At 54.8% G+C, this 21,773-nt stretch carries 15 protein-coding genes and 1 riboswitch; of the genes, 9 read left to right on the top strand and 6 right to left on the bottom strand.

Annotated elements, in window-relative coordinates; genetic code table 11:
• Nucleotides 1-111: 111 nt before the first annotated feature.
• Nucleotides 112-4,140 carry a DNA-directed RNA polymerase subunit beta gene (gene rpoB, locus ACK13D_RS21640; protein WP_010261046.1) on the top strand — a complete coding sequence of 1,343 codons (4,029 nt, stop codon included), beginning with the start codon at nucleotides 112-114 and terminating at the stop codon, nucleotides 4,138-4,140.
• Nucleotides 4,141-4,270: 130 nt separating this feature from the next.
• Entirely contained in the window at nucleotides 4,271-8,494 is a 4,224-nt protein-coding gene (gene rpoC / locus ACK13D_RS21635) for a DNA-directed RNA polymerase subunit beta' (RefSeq protein WP_010261049.1), read from the top strand.
• A 55-nt stretch (nucleotides 8,495-8,549) separates the two neighbouring features.
• On the opposite strand, the gene ACK13D_RS21630 is transcribed toward rpoC, so the two are convergent.
• Nucleotides 8,550-8,732, bottom strand: coding sequence for a DUF1127 domain-containing protein (locus ACK13D_RS21630; RefSeq protein ID WP_010261051.1), 183 nt, complete (start codon nucleotides 8,730-8,732; stop codon nucleotides 8,550-8,552).
• 174 nt (nucleotides 8,733-8,906) lie between these two features.
• Here ACK13D_RS21630 and ACK13D_RS21625 point away from each other — a divergent pair, with 174 nt between their 5' ends.
• Nucleotides 8,907-10,361, top strand: a complete 1,455-nt coding sequence (locus tag ACK13D_RS21625) for an aminotransferase-like domain-containing protein (protein WP_010672226.1) — start codon at nucleotides 8,907-8,909, stop codon at nucleotides 10,359-10,361.
• Nucleotides 10,362-10,555: 194 nt separating this feature from the next.
• On the opposite strand, the gene thiE is transcribed toward ACK13D_RS21625, so the two are convergent.
• From thiE to ACK13D_RS21610, 3 genes are all read right to left on the bottom strand, one after another.
• A complete protein-coding gene (gene thiE, locus ACK13D_RS21620) occupies nucleotides 10,556-11,182 on the bottom strand; it encodes a thiamine phosphate synthase (protein ID WP_033768363.1) in 627 nt (208 codons plus the stop codon).
• Between the two features lie 2 nt (nucleotides 11,183-11,184).
• The gene (thiC, locus tag ACK13D_RS21615) at nucleotides 11,185-13,107 is read right to left on the bottom strand and encodes a phosphomethylpyrimidine synthase ThiC (RefSeq protein ID WP_010261057.1); all 1,923 of its coding nucleotides are present in this window, start codon (nucleotides 13,105-13,107) and stop codon (nucleotides 11,185-11,187) included.
• Nucleotides 13,108-13,194: 87 nt separating this feature from the next.
• Nucleotides 13,195-13,295, bottom strand: a riboswitch (TPP riboswitch).
• Nucleotides 13,296-13,447: 152 nt separating this feature from the next.
• A complete protein-coding gene (locus tag ACK13D_RS21610) occupies nucleotides 13,448-13,954 on the bottom strand; it encodes an Rsd/AlgQ family anti-sigma factor (protein ID WP_010261059.1) in 507 nt (168 codons plus the stop codon).
• 89 nt (nucleotides 13,955-14,043) lie between these two features.
• Here ACK13D_RS21610 and nudC point away from each other — a divergent pair, with 89 nt between their 5' ends.
• The 6 genes from nudC (at nucleotide 14,044) to ACK13D_RS21580 (ending at nucleotide 18,440) form a co-directional block, all read left to right on the top strand.
• Nucleotides 14,044-14,814 (top strand): NAD(+) diphosphatase, encoded by a 771-nt coding sequence (gene nudC, locus ACK13D_RS21605; RefSeq protein WP_010672223.1) that lies wholly within the window; start codon nucleotides 14,044-14,046, stop codon nucleotides 14,812-14,814.
• A gap of 40 nt (nucleotides 14,815-14,854) precedes the next feature.
• Nucleotides 14,855-15,922: a uroporphyrinogen decarboxylase gene (gene hemE, locus ACK13D_RS21600; RefSeq protein ID WP_010672222.1), complete on the top strand. Its 1,068-nt coding sequence runs from the start codon at nucleotides 14,855-14,857 to the stop codon at nucleotides 15,920-15,922.
• 2 nt (nucleotides 15,923-15,924) lie between these two features.
• Complete coding sequence (nfi, locus tag ACK13D_RS21595) at nucleotides 15,925-16,593, top strand: deoxyribonuclease V (RefSeq protein ID WP_010261068.1); 669 nt, start codon at nucleotides 15,925-15,927, stop codon at nucleotides 16,591-16,593.
• A gap of 63 nt (nucleotides 16,594-16,656) precedes the next feature.
• Complete coding sequence (locus tag ACK13D_RS21590; RefSeq protein WP_010261070.1) at nucleotides 16,657-17,247, top strand: YjaG family protein; 591 nt, start codon at nucleotides 16,657-16,659, stop codon at nucleotides 17,245-17,247.
• 188 nt (nucleotides 17,248-17,435) lie between these two features.
• Entirely contained in the window at nucleotides 17,436-17,708 is a 273-nt protein-coding gene (gene hupA / locus ACK13D_RS21585) for a nucleoid-associated protein HU-alpha (RefSeq protein WP_003850136.1), read from the top strand.
• A gap of 69 nt (nucleotides 17,709-17,777) precedes the next feature.
• Nucleotides 17,778-18,440 (top strand): DUF1481 domain-containing protein, encoded by a 663-nt coding sequence (locus tag ACK13D_RS21580; RefSeq protein WP_010261073.1) that lies wholly within the window; start codon nucleotides 17,778-17,780, stop codon nucleotides 18,438-18,440.
• Nucleotides 18,441-18,472: 32 nt separating this feature from the next.
• Here ACK13D_RS21580 and purD read toward each other — a convergent pair whose 3' ends face one another.
• Both purD and purH read right to left on the bottom strand, forming a co-directional pair.
• On the bottom strand, nucleotides 18,473-19,753 hold the full coding sequence (purD, locus tag ACK13D_RS21575; RefSeq protein ID WP_010261075.1) for a phosphoribosylamine--glycine ligase: 1,281 nt from the start codon (nucleotides 19,751-19,753) through the stop codon (nucleotides 18,473-18,475).
• 19 nt (nucleotides 19,754-19,772) lie between these two features.
• On the bottom strand, nucleotides 19,773-21,362 hold the full coding sequence (gene purH / locus ACK13D_RS21570; protein WP_341576566.1) for a bifunctional phosphoribosylaminoimidazolecarboxamide formyltransferase/IMP cyclohydrolase: 1,590 nt from the start codon (nucleotides 21,360-21,362) through the stop codon (nucleotides 19,773-19,775).
• Between the last annotated feature and the right edge of the window lie 411 nt (nucleotides 21,363-21,773).

The raw sequence follows: 21,773 nt of genomic DNA, 5'->3' as shown, positions 1-21,773 counted from the left end.
AGGTATTGCACTGCTGCTGCGCAGCCAGTGAATCAAACAAAATCGTGTTGCATGAACTGTCCTGTCAGGACGGACAGCGTGGGTCGACTTGTCAGCTAGCTGAGGAACCCTATGGTTTACTCCTATACCGAGAAAAAACGTATTCGTAAGGATTTTGGTAAACGTCCGCAAGTACTGGACATACCTTATCTCCTTTCCATCCAGCTCGACTCGTTCCAGAAGTTTATCGAGCAAGATCCAGAAGGTCAGTACGGACTGGAAGCTGCATTCCGCTCTGTATTCCCTATTGCGAGCTACAGCGGCAACTCTGAGTTGCAGTATGTCAGCTATCGCCTGGGTGAACCTGTCTTTGACGTGAAAGAGTGTCAGATCCGTGGCGTGACCTATTCGGCACCGCTGCGCGTGAAACTGCGTCTGGTGGTCTATGAGCGCGAAGCGCCAGAAGGCACCGTAAAAGACATTAAAGAACAAGAAGTCTACATGGGCGAAATTCCGCTCATGACCGACAATGGTACCTTTGTTATCAATGGTACCGAGCGCGTTATCGTTTCTCAGCTGCACCGTAGTCCTGGCGTGTTCTTTGATAGCGATAAGGGTAAAACCCACTCATCGGGTAAAGTGCTCTACAACGCACGTATCATCCCTTACCGCGGTTCATGGCTCGACTTTGAGTTTGACCCGAAAGATAACCTGTTTGTCCGTATTGACCGTCGTCGTAAGCTGCCGGCCACTATCATCCTGCGTGCGTTGCAGTTCACTACACCTCAGATCCTCGATATCTTCTTCGAGAAAGTGGTGTTTGAAATTCGCGACAACAAGCTGCAGATGGAGCTGGTGCCTGAGCGCCTGCGCGGTGAAACTGCGACCTTCGATATCGAAGCGAACGGCACCGTCTACGTCGAAAAAGCACGCCGTATTACTGCGCGCCATATCCGTCAGCTGGAAAAAGATGGCATTCAGCACATCGAAGTTCCGGTTGAATATATCGCGGGCAAAGTGGTCGCTAAAGACTACATCGATGAGAGCACCGGTGAGCTGATCATTGCAGCGAACATGGAACTGTCACTGGATCTGCTGGCCAAACTGAGCCAGTCCGGTCACAAGCGCATCGAAACGCTGTTCACCAACGATCTGGACCACGGTCCATATATGTCCGAGACCCTGCGTGTCGACCCAACCAGCGATCGTCTGAGCGCACTGGTTGAGATCTACCGCATGATGCGTCCTGGTGAGCCGCCAACACGCGAAGCAGCAGAGAACCTGTTTGAGAACCTGTTCTTCTCTGAAGATCGTTACGATCTTTCTGCTGTGGGTCGTATGAAGTTCAACCGTTCATTGCTGCGTGATGAAATCGAAGGTTCAGGCATCCTGAGCAAAGATGACATCATCGAAGTGATGAAGAAGCTGATCGACATCCGTAACGGTAAAGGCGAAGTGGACGATATCGACCACCTCGGTAACCGTCGTATTCGTTCAGTCGGTGAAATGGCTGAGAACCAGTTCCGTGTCGGTCTGGTACGTGTTGAGCGTGCGGTTAAAGAGCGTCTGTCACTGGGCGACCTTGATACCCTGATGCCACAGGACATGATCAACGCGAAGCCAATTTCGGCCGCGGTGAAAGAGTTCTTTGGTTCCAGCCAGCTTTCTCAGTTTATGGATCAGAACAACCCGCTGTCAGAGATTACGCACAAACGTCGTATCTCTGCTCTCGGCCCGGGTGGTTTGACGCGTGAGCGTGCCGGCTTCGAAGTGCGTGACGTACACCCAACGCACTACGGTCGTGTCTGCCCAATCGAAACCCCTGAAGGCCCGAACATCGGTCTGATCAACTCCTTGTCTGTGTATGCACAGACCAACGAGTACGGTTTCCTTGAGACGCCTTACCGCCGTGTTATCGACGGTCTGGTTTCTGACGAGATTCACTACCTCTCTGCTATCGAAGAGGGTAACTACGTTATCGCTCAGGCGAACGCCCCTCTTGATGATAACGGCGCGTTTGTTGATGACCTGGTCACCTGCCGTAGCAAAGGCGAATCAAGTCTGTTCAGCCGCGATCAGGTTGACTACATGGACGTTTCGACTCAACAGATCGTTTCTGTCGGTGCGTCACTGATCCCGTTCCTGGAACACGATGATGCTAACCGCGCCCTGATGGGTGCGAACATGCAACGTCAGGCCGTTCCGACTCTGCGTGCTGATAAGCCGCTGGTTGGTACGGGTATGGAACGTGCTGTTGCCGTTGACTCCGGTGTAACTGCCGTTGCCAAACGTGGCGGTACCGTACAGTACGTCGACGCATCACGTATCGTTATCAAAGTTAACGAAGACGAAATGCATGCTGGCGAAGCCGGTATCGACATCTACAACCTGACCAAATATACCCGTTCTAACCAGAACACCTGCATCAACCAGATGCCATGTGTTTCTCTGGGTGAGCCGGTTGAGCGCGGCGACGTGCTGGCAGATGGCCCGTCCACCGATCTGGGTGAACTGGCGCTGGGCCAGAACATGCGCGTAGCGTTCATGCCGTGGAACGGTTACAACTTCGAAGACTCCATCCTGGTCTCCGAGCGTGTGGTTCAGGAAGATCGCTTTACGACTATCCACATTCAGGAACTGGCTTGCGTGTCGCGTGACACCAAACTGGGGCCGGAAGAGATTACCGCTGATATCCCGAACGTGGGTGAAGCTGCACTCTCTAAACTGGATGAGTCAGGCATCGTCTACATCGGTGCTGAAGTGACCGGTGGCGACATTCTGGTTGGTAAGGTTACGCCGAAAGGTGAAACCCAGCTGACGCCAGAAGAGAAACTGCTGCGCGCTATCTTCGGTGAAAAAGCCTCTGACGTGAAAGATTCGTCACTGCGCGTACCGAATGGCGTGTCAGGCACCGTGATCGACGTTCAGGTCTTTACCCGCGATGGCGTGGAAAAAGACAAACGTGCGCTGGAAATTGAAGAGATGCAGCTGAAGCAGGCCAAGAAAGACCTGTCTGAAGAACTGCAGATTCTGGAAGCGGGCCTGTTCAGCCGTATCCAGAACGTATTGATTTCTGGTGGCGTTGAAGCAGACAAACTGGACAAGCTGCCGCGCGAGCGCTGGCTGGAACTGGGTCTGACTGACGAAGCCAAGCAAAACCAGCTGGAGCAGCTGGCAGAGCAGTACGACGAACTGAAGCACGAGTTTGAGAAAAAACTTGAAGGTAAGCGTCGTAAAATCACCCAGGGCGATGATCTGGCACCAGGCGTGCTGAAAATCGTTAAGGTTTATCTGGCTGTTAAGCGTCAGATTCAGCCGGGTGACAAAATGGCAGGCCGTCACGGTAACAAAGGTGTTATCTCTAAGATCAACCCGATCGAAGATATGCCTTACGATGAAAACGGCACGCCGGTTGACATCGTTCTGAACCCGCTGGGCGTACCATCGCGTATGAACATCGGTCAGATTCTGGAAACCCACCTGGGTATGGCAGCGAAAGGCATCGGCGAGAAGATCAACGCCATGCTCAAAAAGCAGGAAGACGTCGCGAAACTGCGCGAATTCATCCAGCGCGCCTATGACCTGGGTAGCGATCTGCGTCAGAAAGTTGACCTGAACACCTTCTCCGACGACGAAGTATTGCGTCTGGCTGAGAACCTGAAGAAAGGTATGCCAATCGCCACTCCGGTGTTTGATGGCGCGAAAGAGAGCGAAATCAAAGAGCTGCTGCAGCTCGGCGGCTTGCCTTCTTCCGGTCAGATTACCCTGTTTGACGGCCGTACCGGTGAGCAGTTCGAACGTCAGGTAACCGTTGGCTACATGTACATGCTGAAACTCAACCACCTGGTTGATGACAAGATGCATGCGCGTTCAACCGGTTCCTACAGCCTGGTTACTCAGCAGCCGCTGGGTGGTAAGGCACAGTTCGGTGGTCAGCGCTTTGGTGAGATGGAAGTATGGGCACTGGAAGCATATGGTGCCGCGTATACCCTGCAGGAAATGCTTACCGTTAAGTCTGATGACGTCAACGGCCGTACCAAGATGTATAAAAACATCGTTGACGGTAACCATCAGATGGAACCGGGCATGCCGGAATCCTTCAACGTACTGTTGAAAGAGATTCGCTCGCTGGGTATCAACATCGAGCTGGAAGACGAGTAACCCCCTTTTCAGGCTGCGGTTCGCCGCCGCCTGAAAGCGCAGGGTTTAAAGCGCTCGCAATTGTACTGGTTACGGGGCGTTCAATTTCGGTTGGACGCCCTCTGAGTCTCACTCCGACGGGAGCTAATCCGTGAAAGACTTACTTAAGTTTCTGAAAGCGCAAACTAAGACCGAAGAGTTTGATGCGATCAAAATTGCGCTGGCTTCGCCAGACATGATCCGTTCCTGGTCTTTTGGTGAAGTGAAAAAGCCAGAAACCATTAACTACCGTACTTTTAAGCCAGAGCGCGATGGTCTGTTCTGTGCCCGTATCTTCGGGCCGGTAAAAGACTATGAGTGCCTGTGCGGCAAATACAAGCGCCTGAAACACCGTGGTGTGATTTGTGAGAAGTGCGGCGTTGAAGTGACCCAGACTAAAGTACGCCGTGAGCGTATGGGCCACATCGAACTGGCGTCGCCGACTGCGCACATCTGGTTCCTGAAGTCACTGCCATCGCGTATCGGCTTACTGCTGGATATGCCACTGCGTGACATCGAGCGCGTGCTCTATTTTGAATCTTACGTAGTAATCGAAGGTGGCATGACCAACCTCGAGAAGCGTCAGATTCTGACTGAAGAGCAGTACCTTGACGCTCTGGAAGAGTTCGGTGACGAGTTCGACGCCAAAATGGGCGCCGAAGCGATCCAGGCCCTGTTGAAAAACATGGATCTGGAGCAGGAGTGCGAGCAGCTGCGTGAAGAGCTGAACGAAACTAACTCCGAAACCAAACGTAAAAAACTGACCAAGCGCATCAAGCTGCTGGAAGCGTTCGTACAGTCTGGCAACAAGCCAGAGTGGATGATCCTGACCGTGCTGCCTGTTTTGCCACCGGATCTGCGTCCGCTGGTACCGCTGGATGGTGGCCGTTTCGCAACGTCGGATCTGAACGATCTTTATCGTCGCGTGATCAACCGTAACAACCGCCTGAAACGCCTGCTGGATCTGGCTGCGCCAGATATCATCGTGCGCAACGAAAAGCGTATGTTGCAGGAAGCGGTCGATGCACTGCTGGACAACGGTCGTCGCGGTCGTGCGATCACCGGTTCCAACAAGCGTCCGCTGAAATCGCTGGCTGACATGATCAAAGGTAAGCAGGGTCGTTTCCGTCAGAACCTGCTGGGTAAACGTGTCGACTATTCTGGTCGTTCGGTTATCACCGTAGGTCCATACCTGCGCCTGCATCAGTGCGGTCTGCCGAAGAAAATGGCACTCGAACTGTTCAAACCGTTCATTTACGGCAAGCTGGAACTGCGTGGCCTGGCCACCACCATCAAAGCCGCGAAGAAAATGGTTGAGCGCGAAGAAGCGGTTGTCTGGGATATCCTCGACGAAGTGATCCGTGAGCACCCGGTTCTGCTGAACCGTGCGCCTACGCTGCACCGTCTGGGTATTCAGGCCTTTGAACCGGTTCTGATCGAAGGTAAAGCGATCCAGCTGCACCCGCTGGTTTGTGCGGCATACAACGCCGACTTCGATGGTGACCAGATGGCTGTTCACGTACCGCTGACGCTGGAAGCCCAGCTGGAAGCACGTGCGCTGATGATGTCGACCAACAACATCCTGTCACCTGCGAACGGCGAGCCAATCATCGTTCCTTCTCAGGACGTTGTACTGGGTCTGTACTACATGACCCGTGACTGTGTTAACGCCAAAGGCGAAGGCATGGTGCTGACTGGCCCGAAAGAAGCTGAGCGTATTTATCGCGCTGGCCTCGCATCGCTGCATGCTCGCGTTAAGGTGCGTATCACCGAACACGAGAAAAATGAGCAGGATGAGTGGGTTGCTAAAACCAGCATCATCGACACCACTGTTGGCCGTGCCATCCTGTGGATGATCGTGCCAAAAGGTCTGCCTTTCTCCATCGTTAACCAGGCGCTGGGCAAAAAAGCTATCTCCAAAATGCTGAACACCTGTTACCGCATTCTGGGCCTGAAGCCGACCGTTATCTTTGCTGACCAGACCATGTACACCGGTTTCGCTTACGCAGCCCGTTCAGGCGCGTCTGTCGGCATCGACGACATGGTTATTCCAGAGAAGAAAGTGGAAATCATCACCGAAGCGGAAGCTGAAGTGGCTGAGATCCAGGAGCAGTTCCAGTCTGGTCTGGTAACCGCAGGTGAACGTTACAACAAAGTCATCGATATCTGGGCAGCAGCCAACGAACGTGTTGCCAAGGCGATGATGGAAAACCTCTCAACCGAAACCGTTATTAACCGTGACGGCGTAGAAGAGCGACAGGTTTCCTTTAACAGCATCTTTATGATGGCTGACTCCGGTGCGCGTGGTTCTGCTGCACAGATTCGTCAGCTGGCCGGTATGCGTGGTCTGATGGCGAAGCCAGATGGCTCCATCATCGAAACACCAATCACGGCGAACTTCCGTGAAGGGTTGAACGTACTCCAGTACTTCATCTCAACCCACGGTGCTCGTAAAGGTCTGGCGGATACCGCACTGAAAACGGCGAACTCCGGTTATCTGACGCGTCGTCTGGTTGACGTTGCACAGGATCTGGTTGTTACCGAAGATGACTGTGGTACACACGAAGGCATCATGATGACACCTGTCATCGAAGGTGGCGACGTTAAAGAGCCACTGCGTGAACGTGTTCTGGGTCGTGTGACCGCTGAAGACGTTCTGAAGCCGGGTACTGCTGATATTCTGGTTCCACGCAACACGCTGCTCGATGAGCACTGGTGTGACGTGCTGGAACTGAACTCAGTCGACAGCCTGAAAGTCCGCTCAGTAGTAGGTTGTGAAACCGACTTTGGTGTGTGTGCGCATTGCTATGGTCGCGACCTGGCACGTGGTCACATCATCAACAAAGGTGAAGCGATCGGTGTTATCGCGGCACAGTCCATCGGTGAGCCAGGTACACAGCTGACGATGCGTACGTTCCACATCGGTGGTGCGGCATCACGTGCGGCTGCTGAATCCAGCATTCAGGTGAAGAACAAAGGTACCATCAAGCTGACCAACGCTAAGTCGGTAACGAACTCGGCAGGCAAGCTGGTGATCACCTCGCGTAACGTTGAACTGAAAATGATCGACGAATTTGGTCGTACCAAAGAGAGCTATAAAGTTCCTTATGGTTCTACCATGGCGAAAGGTGATGGTGAGCAGGTTGCAGCGGGCGAAACCGTCGCAAACTGGGATCCGCATACCATGCCAGTCATCACCGAAGTGGGCGGTTTCATTCGCTTCACGGACATGGTTGATGGCCAGACCATTACCCGTCAGACAGATGACTTAACCGGTCTTTCTTCGCTGGTGGTTCTGGACAGTGCTGAACGTACTGCGGGCGGTAAAGATCTGCGTCCTGCGCTGAAAATTGTTGATGCCAACGGCAACGACGTTCTGATCCCGGGCACCGACATGCCGGCTCAGTACTTCCTGCCTGGTAAAGCGATTGTTCAGCTGGAAGATGGCGTGAAGATCAGTGCTGGTGACACGCTGGCGCGTGTTCCGCAGGAATCTGGCGGTACCAAGGATATTACCGGTGGTCTGCCACGCGTTGCTGACCTGTTCGAAGCGCGTCGTCCGAAAGAGCCAGCTATTCTGGCGGAGATCAGCGGCATCATCTCCTTCGGTAAAGAGACCAAAGGTAAGCGTCGTCTGGTCATCACTCCGCTGGATGGCAGTGAGCCGTACGAAGAGATGATTCCGAAATGGCGTCAGCTGAACGTGTTCGAAGGTGAACGTGTTGAGCGCGGTGACGTGGTTTCCGATGGCCCAGAGTCTCCACATGACATCCTGCGCTTGCGTGGCGTGCATGCGGTGACCCGTTACATCACTAACGAAGTGCAGGAAGTTTACCGTCTGCAAGGCGTTAAGATTAACGATAAGCACATCGAAGTCATCGTTCGTCAGATGCTGCGTAAAGCAACCATCGTGAGCGCAGGAAGTGCAGACTTCCTGGAAGGTGAGCAGGCTGAATTCTCTCGCATCAAGATCTCTAACCGTGATCTGGAAGCGAACGGAAAAGTTGGCGCAACCTTCATGCGTGACCTGCTGGGTATTACCAAAGCGTCACTGGCTACCGAATCGTTCATCTCTGCAGCATCGTTCCAGGAAACCACGCGTGTCCTGACCGAAGCAGCAGTAGCAGGTAAGCGCGATGAACTGCGCGGCCTGAAAGAGAACGTAATCGTGGGTCGTCTGATCCCGGCCGGTACCGGTTATGCGTACCATCAGGATCGTATGCGCCGCAAAGCGGCAGGTGAAGTTCCGGTTGCACCGCAGGTTACTGCGGATGAAGCCTCAGCCAGCCTGGCTGAACTGTTGAACGCCGGTCTCGGCGGCAACAAAGACGATTAATCGTCCTTTGCCTGATAAAAACCCTGCCTCGGCAGGGTTTTTTTTTGTCTCTGATTCAGACATTCCAGTCGTTGCGGCCAAGGCCAATGTCTTTCAGCTGACTGTCACTCAGCTTCGACAGGATGACGCGCGTCTCACGCCTCAGCTGCCAGCGTTTATAACTGCGCCAAAGATAGCGAACCAACTGGTAAGGCGTGCCTGTAAACGGTTTAGCTGCGCGATTCTCGTCGTATCCCATGATAGTGCCCTCAGTGAATTGTCTGAGGACTATTCTCAGCGGATCGCTCTGTATGATACAGACGCAAAAATCACCTTTCTTTAACATACAGATTGCGGTAATGGCGATCTGAATGGTAAAAAAGAGGCATAACTGTACCGGTTAATGCTCAGCTACTGAGTCAGAGGAAATACAATGACGCGATATGAACATCTGGCCACGCTGCTGGCTCAGCGTATCGAACAAGGTTTATATCGCAGTGGTGAGCGCCTGCCCTCGGTACGCAGTCTGAGTGCCGAACATGGCGTCAGTATCAGCACCGTGCAGCAGGCTTATCATCTGCTGGAAGAGAAGCAGATGATTACGCCGCAGTCGCGCTCTGGCTATTTTGTGGCCTCGCGTAAGGCGACGCCCCCGATGCCTGCGCTGACCCGTCCCGCACAGCGGCCGGTTGAGGTAACGCAATGGGATGCGGTGCTGGAGCTGATTAACAGCCGTCTGGAAGATGATGTGTTGCAGCTGGGAAGCGGTATGCCCGATCTGACCCAGCCGACGCTTAAGCCGCTGTGGAAAGCCTTCAGCCGACAGGCTCAGAAGCAGGACATCGCGCTGCTCAATTATGACAACCTCTATGGTGTTCTCGCACTGCGGCAACAGGTTGCACGACTGGCGATAGATAGCGGTTGCCAGCTCACCGCCGATGACATTGTTATTACCACCGGCTGCCATGAAGCCTTATCGGTAGCCGTGCGTGCGGTCTGCGAGCCGGGCGATATCATTGCTGTTGAGTCGCCTTCGTTTCACGGGATCATGCAAACCCTGCGCGGATTTGGCATTCGTGCCATTGAGATCCCGACTGATGCGGTAACCGGCATCAGCCTGGAAGCGCTGGAACTGGCGTTTGATCAATGGCCGATTAAAGCAGTCGTTGTTGTACCGAACTGTAATAATCCGCTGGGATTTATCATGCCTGAGCCGCGTAAGCGGGCATTGCTTGCCCTGGCGCAGCGGTTTGACGCGGCGGTCATTGAAGATGATGTTTATGGTGAGTTAGCCTGGGAATATCCGCGCCCAGCGACCATTAAAGCGCTGGATCTCGATGGCCGGGTTCTGCTGTGCAGCTCCTTTTCCAAAACGCTGGCGCCAGGTTTGCGTGTCGGCTGGGTTGCACCCGGCCGCTATCGCGACCGTGTACTGCACATGAAATATATCGTCACAGGTTCCACCGCCACACAGCCTCAGCATGCGGTCTCCGAGTTTATCCGCCAGGGCCATTATCAGCCCCATCTGCGCCGGATGCGGCAAATCTATCATCGTAACTATGAAACCTTTAGCTGCTGGGTGCGCCACTACTTTCCCTGCGGCATCTGCGTTTCCCGTCCTCAGGGCGGTTTTCTGATGTGGATAGAGCTCCCCGAAGCGTTTGATGCGGTCCGGCTCAACCGCGAATTGCGCGAGTCAAAAATTCAGATAGCCGTAGGCTCACTCTTTTCGGCCTCGGGTAAATACCGTAACTGTCTGCGCTTAAACTACGGGCTGCCGATCAACGAGCAGACTGAAAAGGCGCTGGCGCTGGTGGGTGCAGCCGTCGAACGCGCCATGCTCTCGTGCCAGCATGAAACGCAGATTTCAGCTTCAACTCTCGCATAGCGAAAAGAAGAAGCAGGGCCGGCAAGAGGAGGGAACCGGCCCTGGTCAGATAACCTTAACCTGACGGAGGCCACGTTAAGGTTTTGGATCAGAGCACGCCAGCGGCAACATACGCTTTTGCGCGTCGCTTTCCCGGCAGAAACGCTGGCGTTACTGGTTTTGCAGCCGCTATGCGGGACAGCTTCCACAAATCCTTATTGGTGAGGCTCTGCCAGCGCCAGCAAAGTACGTGTTGCTTCACGCCAGTCATCTGCCTGGGTAATCGCACTCACCACCGCAATACTCCCTACGCCGGTTGCCAGCACGTCAGGTGCCCGTGCAATCGAAATACCGCCAATTGCCACGGTGGGGATATGCGTCAGGCGCGTCAGATGCCGCTTCAGCTGCTCAATGCCCTGCGGCGCAGAAGGCATCTCTTTGGTCTGCGTCGGGAAAATATGTCCAAGCGCGATGTAAGAGGGCTGGATTGCCAGTGCGCGGTCCAGTTCAGCATCGTCATGGGTGGAGAGCCCCAGACGCAATCCTGCCTGATGAATCCGGGCAAGATCGGCGACATCGAGATCCTCCTGACCCAGATGCACACCATAAGCCTGATGCTTTATCGCCAGCTGCCAATAGTCATTGATAAACAGGCGCGCGTCATAGCGTTTACCCAGTGCAATCGCCTGAGCGATGGCGGGTTCGGCGATCTCATCGGGCTGATCTTTGATGCGCAGCTGCAGCGTACGAACGCCCATCTTCAGCAGGCGCTCAATCCAGTCGAGGCTATCAACCACCGGATAAAGCCCCAGGCGCGGGGCGGTAGCGGGAAATGCGGGCATTGTTACTCCTCCTTAATGGCATCGGCGGGATGATAAAGCTCACCGCCGCGCCGACGAAAACGGTCTGACATCTGCGCCATGCCCACTTCAACGGGCTCGGCGCGCGTATCCTGACGTGCTGCGAACTCGCGCACCTCCTGGGAAATTTTCATCGAGCAGAACTTAGGGCCGCACATCGAGCAGAAATGGGCCACTTTGCCCGACTCCTGCGGCAGGGTTTCATCATGCATAGCCCGCGCCGTATGGGGATCCAGCGCCAGATTAAACTGATCTTCCCAGCGGAACTCAAAGCGCGCTTTGGACATGGCGTTATCACGGATCTGCGCACCCGGATGGCCTTTCGCCAGATCGGCGGCATGCGCTGCTATTTTGTAGGTGATCAATCCCTGCTTCACATCCTCTTTGTTCGGCAGACCCAGATGCTCTTTGGGCGTGACGTAACACAACATGGCGCAACCAAACCAGCCAATCATGGCAGCACCGATACCGGAGGTGAAATGGTCATAGCCGGGCGCGATGTCGGTGGTCAGCGGGCCAAGGGTGTAGAAGGGGGCTTCATCGCACAGGTCGAGCTGTTCGGTCATGTTGCGGCGGATCATATGCATCGGGACGTGCCCCGGGCCTTCAATCATGACCTGAACGTCATATTCCCAGGCAATACGGGTCAGTTCGCCCAGGGTACGCAGTTCGGCAAACTGCGCCTCATCGTTGGCATCCTGAATGGAACCCGGACGAAGGCCATCGCCCAGCGACAGGGAGACATCATAGGCGGCGCAGATTTCACAAATCTCCCGGAAGTGCTGATACAGGAAGCTCTCCTGATGATGCGACAGGCACCATTTCGCCATGATAGATCCACCCCGCGATACAATCCCGGTCAGACGTTTCGCCGTCATCGGGACATAACGCAGCAGCACGCCAGCGTGGATAGTGAAGTAATCGACACCCTGTTCCGCCTGCTCAAGCAGCGTATCGCGGAATATTTCCCAGTTCAGCGCCTCGGCCACGCCATTCACTTTTTCCAGCGCCTGATAAATCGGCACTGTACCGATTGGCACCGGGCTGTTTCGCAAAATCCATTCGCGCGTTTCATGAATATAACGACCGGTAGAGAGATCCATCACCGTATCGGCACCCCAGCGAGTCGACCAGACCAGTTTTTCCACCTCTTCCTCAATAGAAGAGGTCACCGCCGAGTTACCGATGTTGGCATTGACCTTAACCAGAAAGTTGCGGCCAATGATCATCGGCTCCGATTCAGGGTGATTGATATTGGCAGGGATAATGGCGCGTCCGGCAGCGACCTCCTGACGTACAAACTCGGGCGTGATACTGGCTGGCAGATGCGCGCCAAAACTGTGGCCGGGATGCTGTTGCAGCAATACCTCACTGCGGATTCGCTCACGGCCCATGTTTTCCCGCAGTGCGATAAATTCCATCTCCGGGGTGATGATCCCCTGGCGGGCATAGTGCAATTGCGTGACGCAGCAGCCTGCGCGGGCACGGCGCGGTGTCGGCAGTTGATCGAAACGCAGATGATCCAGCCCCTCGTCAGCCAGCCGCTGCTGGGTATAGCCTGAGCTGTTCTGTTCGAGAAGTTCGCTGTCGTCGCGTTCAGCAATCCAGCGGGCGCGCAGCTTTTCCAGGCCACGATGAACATCGATCTGTGCCGCGGGATCACCATAGGCACCCGCCGTGTCATAGACCGGTACTGCTTCGTTCTGCTCATAGAGAGGCTGTTCTTTGCTGCCGCCGATGTGGGTCGGGCTTAGCACGATTTCACGCATGGGAACGCGGATATCCTCGCGGCTGCCGGTAATCCAGATGCGGCGGGACTGGGGAAATGCACTGCCGCTTTGCAGGGAATCGATAAATTCCTGCGCCTGGGCACGCTGTTCACGACGGGTTGTTTTTTGGTCAGACATAGCAATCATCCTGTTAAGGGGGAACGATGCTTGTCCGGAGTTCGGAAGGAGTAACCGTATAGACAGCGTTAGCATGCTGGCATACAGAGAATATTTACTCTTGTTCCCTTCGCAGGTTCTAACCTGATCAGGTTCCGCGGATCCCGAATTAACGGTCTCAGCCCAACTGGGCACTCCGACAAGAAGCTGTTTTTACGCTGGTGTCTGATAACAGAGCCAGATGTAAAAACCTTATATTTCAAAGCAAAAATCAAAAAGGTTCTTTGGAGCACTCTCCTCAGAACCTGTTCAGCATAAAAGGGCTACGGGATAATCTCAACCCCTTTGCCGGAGATGATGATTAAGCCGGACGCGCGATATGGCTGTCATTGGCTACCGGCGGGGGGACAAGCTGGTTATCCCATGCCAGCTGGATCAGCTTATCTTCCAGCGTAAAGCGTGCTTCCAGCACTTCACCCACTTCGGAGAGTGCCTGCTGGAAGGTCATGCAGTTCTCGTCGTCGATTGCCTGCTGCAGGTGGCCGTCATACAGCTGCATCAGACGCTCAGTATTGGCTTCCAGCGGTGGATAGATCTGTGCGGCGGCAATCATCGGGCTGTCGCCACTCATTTCACTGATCACGCGTTCATAGATACTGAAGTGACCCGCAGAAAGATAATCGACCAGACCGTGACAGAAGTTGTCCAGAGCCTGCTCATCAAGACGCGTCAGCGCCTCTTTATTTGGTTTAAGTCCGACCAGGTGATAATAGGTCACCAGTAGCTGACGACGGGCTTCAAGCCACGAATCGACCAGTTCATTACTGCCACCTACGCGTTCAGCCAGGACGTCTAACTGGTTAAGCATATCTAACTCCATGTGAGTTATAGTTGTTTATCTACACACTTAACATCAGGGCTTCAGCGTGCGAGTTGACGCTAAGGATGACGAAATAAATGCAATGCGAAATCTCAAGCGTAGACGCTGGATGGTGGATTGTCAGCCATGAACAGAAACTTTGGTTGCCACAAGGTGATTTACCCCACGGAAACGCCGAAAAATTTGGTTTGACCGGCAGTAAAGCCCGGACCATCGGTGAGTGGCAGGGCGAAAAAGTCTGGCTGATTTGTGAGCCGCGTTCTGCCGATATGTTCTCAGTACGACAGCTGATCGATCAGGATGTGGCGCTGTTTCAGCTGGTGGGTCGCGGTGTGCAACTGGCGGAATTCTACCGTTCTCATCGCTGGTGCGGCTATTGCGGCCATGAAATGCACCAAAGCAAACATGAATTTGCCTGTCTCTGCAGCCATTGCCGCGAGCGTTACTATCCGCAGATCGCACCCTGCATCATTGTGGCTATCCGTCGCGGTGATGAAATCCTGCTGGCGAATCATGCCCGCCATCGCAACAAGGTCTACACCGTGCTGGCGGGTTTTGTGGAGGTGGGCGAGACGCTGGAGCAGGCCGTTGCCCGCGAAGTGATGGAAGAGAGCAATATCCGCGTCAAAAACGTCCGTTACGTTACCTCCCAGCCGTGGCCCTTCCCGCAATCGCTGATGACAGCCTTTATGGCGGAGTATGACAGCGGCGATCTGCAGCACGATGGTAAAGAGCTGCTGGATGCGGCCTGGTTCCGTTTTGATGAGCTGCCGTTGCTGCCACCGCCAGGCACCGTGGCGCGCCGCCTGATTGAAGATACCGTCGCCCTGTGCCGCGCCGAAGTGTGAAAGTGCTACACTACACGCCTGTTATTGAGAGAGTGTTGAGATGAGTGAACTGAAGAACGATCGTTATTTGCGTGCCCTGTTACGTCAGCCGGTTGATGTCACGCCGGTCTGGATGATGCGACAAGCCGGGCGCTATTTGCCGGAGTACAAAGCGACACGCGCCCAGGCGGGTGACTTTATGTCGCTGTGTAAAAACGCCGAGCTGGCCTGTGAAGTTACCCTGCAGCCGCTGCGCCGTTATCCGCTGGATGCCGCCATCCTCTTCAGTGACATCCTGACCATTCCGGATGCGATGGGACTGGGTCTCTACTTTGAAACCGGCGAAGGCCCGCGTTTCTCAAACCCTGTGACCTGTCGCGCTGACGTTGAGCGTTTACCGGTGCCCGATCCCGAAATGGAGCTGGGCTATGTGATGAATGCTGTCCGTACCATCCGTAAGAACCTGAACGGCGATCTGCCGCTGATTGGCTTCTCCGGCAGTCCGTGGACGTTGGCCACCTATATGGTGGAAGGCGGGAGCAGCAAGGCGTTTACCAAAATTAAGAAGATGATGTATGCCGATCCCGCTACGCTCCACGCGATGCTGGATAAGCTGGCCGACAGCGTCATCCTCTATCTCAATGCTCAGATCCGCGCCGGTGCGCAGTCCGTTATGGTGTTTGATACCTGGGGTGGCGTGCTGACCGGTCGTGATTACCGCGAATTCTCACTCCATTACATGCACAAAATTGTCGATGGCCTGCTGCGTGAAAACGACGGTCGCCGCGTGCCGGTGACGCTCTTCACCAAAGGCGGCGGACAGTGGCTGGAAGCGATGGCCGCCACCGGTTGTGACGCGCTGGGTCTCGACTGGACCACCGATATTGATGACGCACGCCGTCGCGTGGGCGACAAAGTCGCCCTGCAGGGCAACATGGATCCTTCTATGCTCTATGCGGCACCTGAGCGTATCGAACAGGAAGTGGCTGGGATCCTGGAGCGCTTTGGCTCGGGCACCGGGCATGTCTTTAATCTGGGGCATGGTATTCATCTGGATGTCCCACCGGAAAATGCGGGCGTCTTTGTTGAGGCGGTACACCGTTTATCACGTCCCTGGCATCAGGAGTAATCATGGATATTGCCGCACTTCGCGCTGAGCAGTTACAACGCGCCGCTGATGTGGTGCGTGAAGATGATTTTGATGTGCTGCCACCCCGCTTTATCGGCGGGGCGGACGTTGGATTTGAGCAGGAAGGCACTATCACCCGGGCGGCGATGGTGATACTGGAGTATCCCTCCTTAAAGCTGGTGGAGCATCGCATCGCACGCGTTGAGACCACCATGCCTTATATTCCGGGCTTTCTCTCATTCCGTGAATATCCAGCGCTGATGGCCGCCTGGCAGATGCTGGAGCAAAAGCCGGACCTGCTGTTTGTGGATGGACACGGTATTTCGCATCCACGACGACTTGGCGTCGCGTCACATTTTGGCCTGCTGGTCGATGTGCCCACCATTGGTGTCGCGAAAAGTCGCCTGTGTGGCCGTTTTGCCGATCTGGATGCGCAGCCTGGCAGTCGTCAGCCACTGATCGACAAAGGTGAGCAGATAGGCTGGGTATGGCGCAGCAAGCTGCGGTGTAATCCGCTGTTTGTCGCCACCGGCCATCGTGTCAGCCTGGATACCGCGCTGCAGTGGGTCGAAAACTGTACGCGTGGTTACCGGCTGCCGGAACCGACCCGCTGGGCCGACGCGGTTGCCTCGAACCGAACCGCTTTCCAGCGCTGGCAAAACGCGCTTTAACACTGTTTGTGCTGCGGTTTTGCAGTTACACTGCGGCCAGCGAAACGAATAAGAGCCACCTTTATGTTACAAAATCCCGTTCATCTGCGTCTGGCGAAGCTGGAAAGCTGGCAGCACCTTACTTTTATGGCCTGCCTGTGCGAGCGCATGTATCCCAACTATCGCGCGTTCTGCGAGCAGACTGAATTTGCCGATCCGGCACTCTATCGCCGTATCCTTGATCTGATCTGGGAAAACCTGACGGTCAAAGATGCGAAGATTAACTTCGACAGCCAGCTGGAAAAGCTCGAAGCCGCCATTCCGGATGGTGATGCGTTTGAGGTTTACGGCGTTTATCCGGCTATCGATGCCTGTGTGGCATTAAGCGAAGTCGTCCATGCGCAGCTGAGCGGTGAAACTCTTGAGCATGCAATTGAAGTCAGCGAGACCTCAATTACTACTATCGCCATGCTGGAAATGACCCAGGCTGGACGCGAAATGACCGACGAAGAGCTGCGTGAAAACCCGGCTATCATCGATGAGTGGGACCTTCAGTGGGAGATTTTCCGCCTGCTGGCGGAGTGTGAAGAGCGCGACCTTGAATTGATTAAAGGTCTGCGATCTGACCTGCGTGAAGCTGGAATTAGCAACATCGGTATAAATTTCCAGCAGTAAGGCGATAAAACGTGACTTCAGGCCCGAATTAGCGCGCCTGGAGGCTTCACATTGGCCCCCTGTCTGGTCTACATTTGGGGGGCTGAAAATTGTGGCTATCGGTGCGTGCAGGCAGAAGAGTGCCAGAATATGGCTTTTCCCTCGCACTCGTTGCTTAGCAAGCGATAAATACACTTTAAGGATAACTTATGAACAAGACTCAACTGATTGATGTGATCGCAGAAAAAGCTGACCTGTCTAAAACCCAGGCAAAGGCAGCGCTGGAATCTACTCTGGCTGCGATCACTGAGTCTCTGAAAGATGGTGATGCTGTACAACTGGTTGGTTTTGGTACTTTTAAAGTGAACCACCGCGCTGAGCGTACCGGTCGTAACCCGCAGACTGGCAAAGAGATCAAAATCGCTGCAGCAAATGTACCGGCATTCGTGTCTGGTAAAGCGCTGAAAGACGCCGTTAAGTAAGACGTCGCACTGCGGTTAAGCTTTAAAACAGGGGGCGTTTCGCCCCTTTTGTTTAAGAGGCCAGCCATCATGACCCCGCTGTTTCAGCGTTTATCTGTTCTGTTTCTCTCCCTGTTTCTTTTCGGTTGCAGCTCTACTCCGGATATTCCCCCCTTTTCTGCCAGTGGCTATCTTGCCGATCGTGGTGTTGTTCGTATCTGGCGTAAAAACAGCGACCACCAGTCTGTCCATATCCGCACCTTCTATACGCCGTTCAGTGGCGGTGAGGGTGAAGTGACGGATTATGTCTGGCTGGAAGAGTCGTTGATCAGCATCCAGCGTCAGGTGAAGGGCAACCAGCCTGATGATGTGACCCTGCGCTTTGACCAGGCTGGCGGTCTTAACTTTATGCAGCGCCAGCTTTCAGGCCGGCGTGAAGCGGTCAGCCCGGATGCGGTTGAGCTCTATAAGTTTGATGCCGAGCGGATGCGTAACCTCAGCGATGCGCTATTAAGCGGTCAGGTGTTCCTCAGACAGGGACACTGGCTGGGAAACAATGTGCTGGAGAGTTGCGAAGGCCAGCAGGTCAGACCCGCTTTTGACGCCGACGCTCTGCAGATGCTGACACAGCAGCAACGCCGCGCATCGGCACCGCTGATGGTGTCATGGCTTGAAGCGCCGGAAGGGATACAGCTATTGCGGGTCAGTCAGCAGGATGACTGCTCACAGCAGCCGACAGAAGAAGATATGTGAATTGAAAAGGGGGCACCTGGTGCCCCCTGAACTTATTTGCGATTAATGGCGCGGTAGCCGATATCGCGGCGACAGAAGCTGCCCTGCCATGAGATCGGCTGTGTCAGCTCATAAGCCCGCTTTTGTGCCGCGGCCACATCGTCGCCCAGCGCGGTTACGCACAACACGCGGCCACCGTTTGTCAGCACCAGGTCCTCTTCCAGCCGTGTTCCGGCGTGGAATACCTTGCCGTCAGCCACTTCTTCCAGTGGCAGACCGTGAATCTGATCGCCCTGAGCGTAGTCACCCGGATAACCGCCCGCCGCCAGCACCACACCCAGCGCAGGGCGGGGATCCCATTGTGACGTTTTCTGATCCAGCTTACCGTCACAGGCGGCCAGGCAAAGATCGACCAGATCCGACTGCAGACGCAGCATGATCGGCTGAGTCTCCGGATCGCCGAAGCGGCAGTTGAATTCGATCACTTTCGGCTGCCCGGTATGATCGATCATCAGGCCGGCATAGAGAAAACCGGTATAGACGTTGCCTTCAGCCGCCATGCCGCGAACGGTCGGCCAGATAACCTGATCCATAACGCGCTGGTGGATCTCATCGGTGACAACCGGAGCCGGAGAGTAGGCACCCATTCCGCCGGTGTTCGGACCGGTATCGCCATCGCCCACGCGTTTGTGATCCTGGCTGGTGGCCATGGGCAGCACATGCTCGCCGTCTACCATCACGATGAAGCTGGCTTCTTCGCCATCCAGAAACTCTTCAATCACAATGCGGTGTCCGGCATCGCCAAAGGCGTTACCGGCCAGCATATCCTGAACCGCATCCTCAGCTTCCTGCAGCGTCATTGCCACAATCACGCCTTTACCTGCGGCCAGACCGTCGGCTTTGATGACGATAGGGGCGCCTTTCTCACGCAGATACGCGAGAGCGGGCTCAACCTCGGTGAAGTTCTGGTATTCCGCACTCGGGATCTGATGACGCGCCAGGAAATCCTTGGTGAAAGCTTTAGAGCCTTCCAGCTGCGCAGCGGCCTGAGTCGGACCAAAGATAGCCAGCCCGGCCTCACGGAAGGCATCCACGATGCCAATCACCAGCGGCGCTTCGGGGCCGACAATCGTCAGATCGATCTTTTCACGCCGGGCAAACTCAAGCAGGGCAGGGACATCAGTTGCACTAATCGCGACATTCTGCAGCGCAGGCTCTAATGCGGTGCCCGCGTTACCCGGTGCCACAAACACGGTTTCCGCCAGCGGCGACTGGACAGCTTTCCAGGCCAGAGCATGTTCACGTCCGCCATTGCCGATTACTAAAATTTTCATCTGTTTCTCTCCAGAACGATTAATGGCGGAAGTGACGCATGTCGGTGAAGATCATGGCAATGCCGTGCTCATCAGCCGCCGCAATCACCTCTTCATCGCGGATGGAGCCGCCAGGCTGGATGACGCAGCTCACGCCTGACGCGGCTGCCGCATCAATACCATCACGGAACGGGAAGAAGGCATCCGACGCCATGGCTGATCCTTTTACTTCCAGCCCTTCATCGGCTGCTTTAATGCCGGCAATCTTAGCGGAATAGACACGGCTCATCTGTCCGGCACCGATACCGATGGTCATTTTGTCGCGTGCATAAACAATGGCGTTAGACTTAACGAACTTCGCTACTTTCCAGCAGAACAGCGCATCACGCAGTTCCTGTTCGGTTGGCTGACGTTTACTGACGACGCGCAGCTGGCTGGCATCAACCATGCCGAGATCGCGATCCTGTACCAGCAGACCCCCGTTGACGCGTTTGAAATCCAGTGCAGCAGTACGGTTTTGCCATTGGCCGCAGATCAGGACACGGACATTCTGCTTCGCGGCGGTAATTTTCAGCGCGGCCTCGGAAACCGCTGGCGCGATAATCACCTCAACAAACTGGCGGCTGATAATGGCCTGCGCAGTTGCTTCATCCAGCTCGCGGTTAAAGGCGATGATGCCGCCAAATGCGGAGGTCGGATCGGTCTGGTAAGCACGCTCATAGGCTGCCAGCAGAGAGTCACCGGTCGCTACGCCACAAGGGTTTGCATGTTTGACGATGACGCAGGCGGGTTCACTGAACTCTTTTACGCACTCCAGTGCAGCATCCGTGTCAGCAATGTTGTTATAGGAGAGCGCTTTGCCCTGAACCTGCCGGGCAGTCGCCACTGAAGCTTCAGTGATGTTCTCTTCTATATAGAAGGCAGCATCCTGATGGCTGTTTTCACCGTAGCGCATATCCTGCTTCTTAATGAAGTTCAGATTCAGGGTACGCGGGAAACGGCCGGCGGGCTGATTACGATCACCGTGATAGGCGGGCACCAGGCTGCCAAAGTAGTTAGCGATCATGCTGTCATACGCGGCAGTGTGTTCAAACGCTTTGATCGCCAGATCGAAACGGGTCTCAAGCGTCAGACCATTTTCATGGGCATCCATTTCGGCAATGATCGCATCGTAGTCGCCGCTGCTGACCACGATTGCCACATCTTTATGGTTCTTGGCAGCAGAGCGCACCATGGTCGGGCCACCGATGTCGATATTTTCCACTGCATCTTCCAGTGAACATCCTTCACGGGCGACGGTCTGTGCAAAGGGATAGAGGTTAACGACCACCATGTCGATTGGGCTGATGTCGTGCTGCGCCATAATGGCATCATCCTGGCCGCGACGACCTAAAATGCCGCCATGCACTTTCGGATGCAGGGTTTTGACGCGTCCATCCATCATTTCCGGGAAACCGGTGTAGTCAGAGACTTCTGTGACAGCCAGACCCGCATCCGCCAGCAGGCGAGCTGTTCCGCCTGTGGAGAGCAGTTCGACACCGCGACTTGAGAGCGCCTGAGCAAATTCGAGGATACCGGCTTTGTCAGAGACACTGAGCAATGCGCGGCGTACAGGACGAGTTTGTTGCATGGTGGTTTATCCCTTGGCTTTGTTTCGCGTATATAAGAGCGTTACATCAGGCTTTACAGCGGTTTTCTCTTCTCTATATAGGAAGAAAAAATCAAAAACCTCAGGTAACGCCCCGAAAAGGGGTGTCCGGAACTTCGCCCGGCATTGTAGCGAAAACGTTTGCGTGATGCTCGCCTAAATTTATCTGGCCCGACTAATGTGGATAACATTGTGTGTAACTGCGTATAACAGCCGCTTTTGCTGTGGAATGCAGCGAACGCTCTTTTTTATGCAATTTATGGGTTGCGCCTCTCAGACAACTCCCTATAATGCGCATCCATCAACACGGCACACCGGCAACGGGATGACAGGTTGAAAGGCACAGGAGACTGCGCCGCCGGAGAAAAACTTCTGAGAAAGAGGTTGACTCTG

This window comes from Pantoea sp. K16 (assembly GCF_048452805.1).
Taxonomy (GTDB): Bacteria; Pseudomonadota; Gammaproteobacteria; order Enterobacterales; family Enterobacteriaceae; genus Pantoea; species Pantoea agglomerans.
Note: the sequence above shows the minus strand (reverse complement) of the source record. Positions and strands in the feature narration are given on the sequence as shown.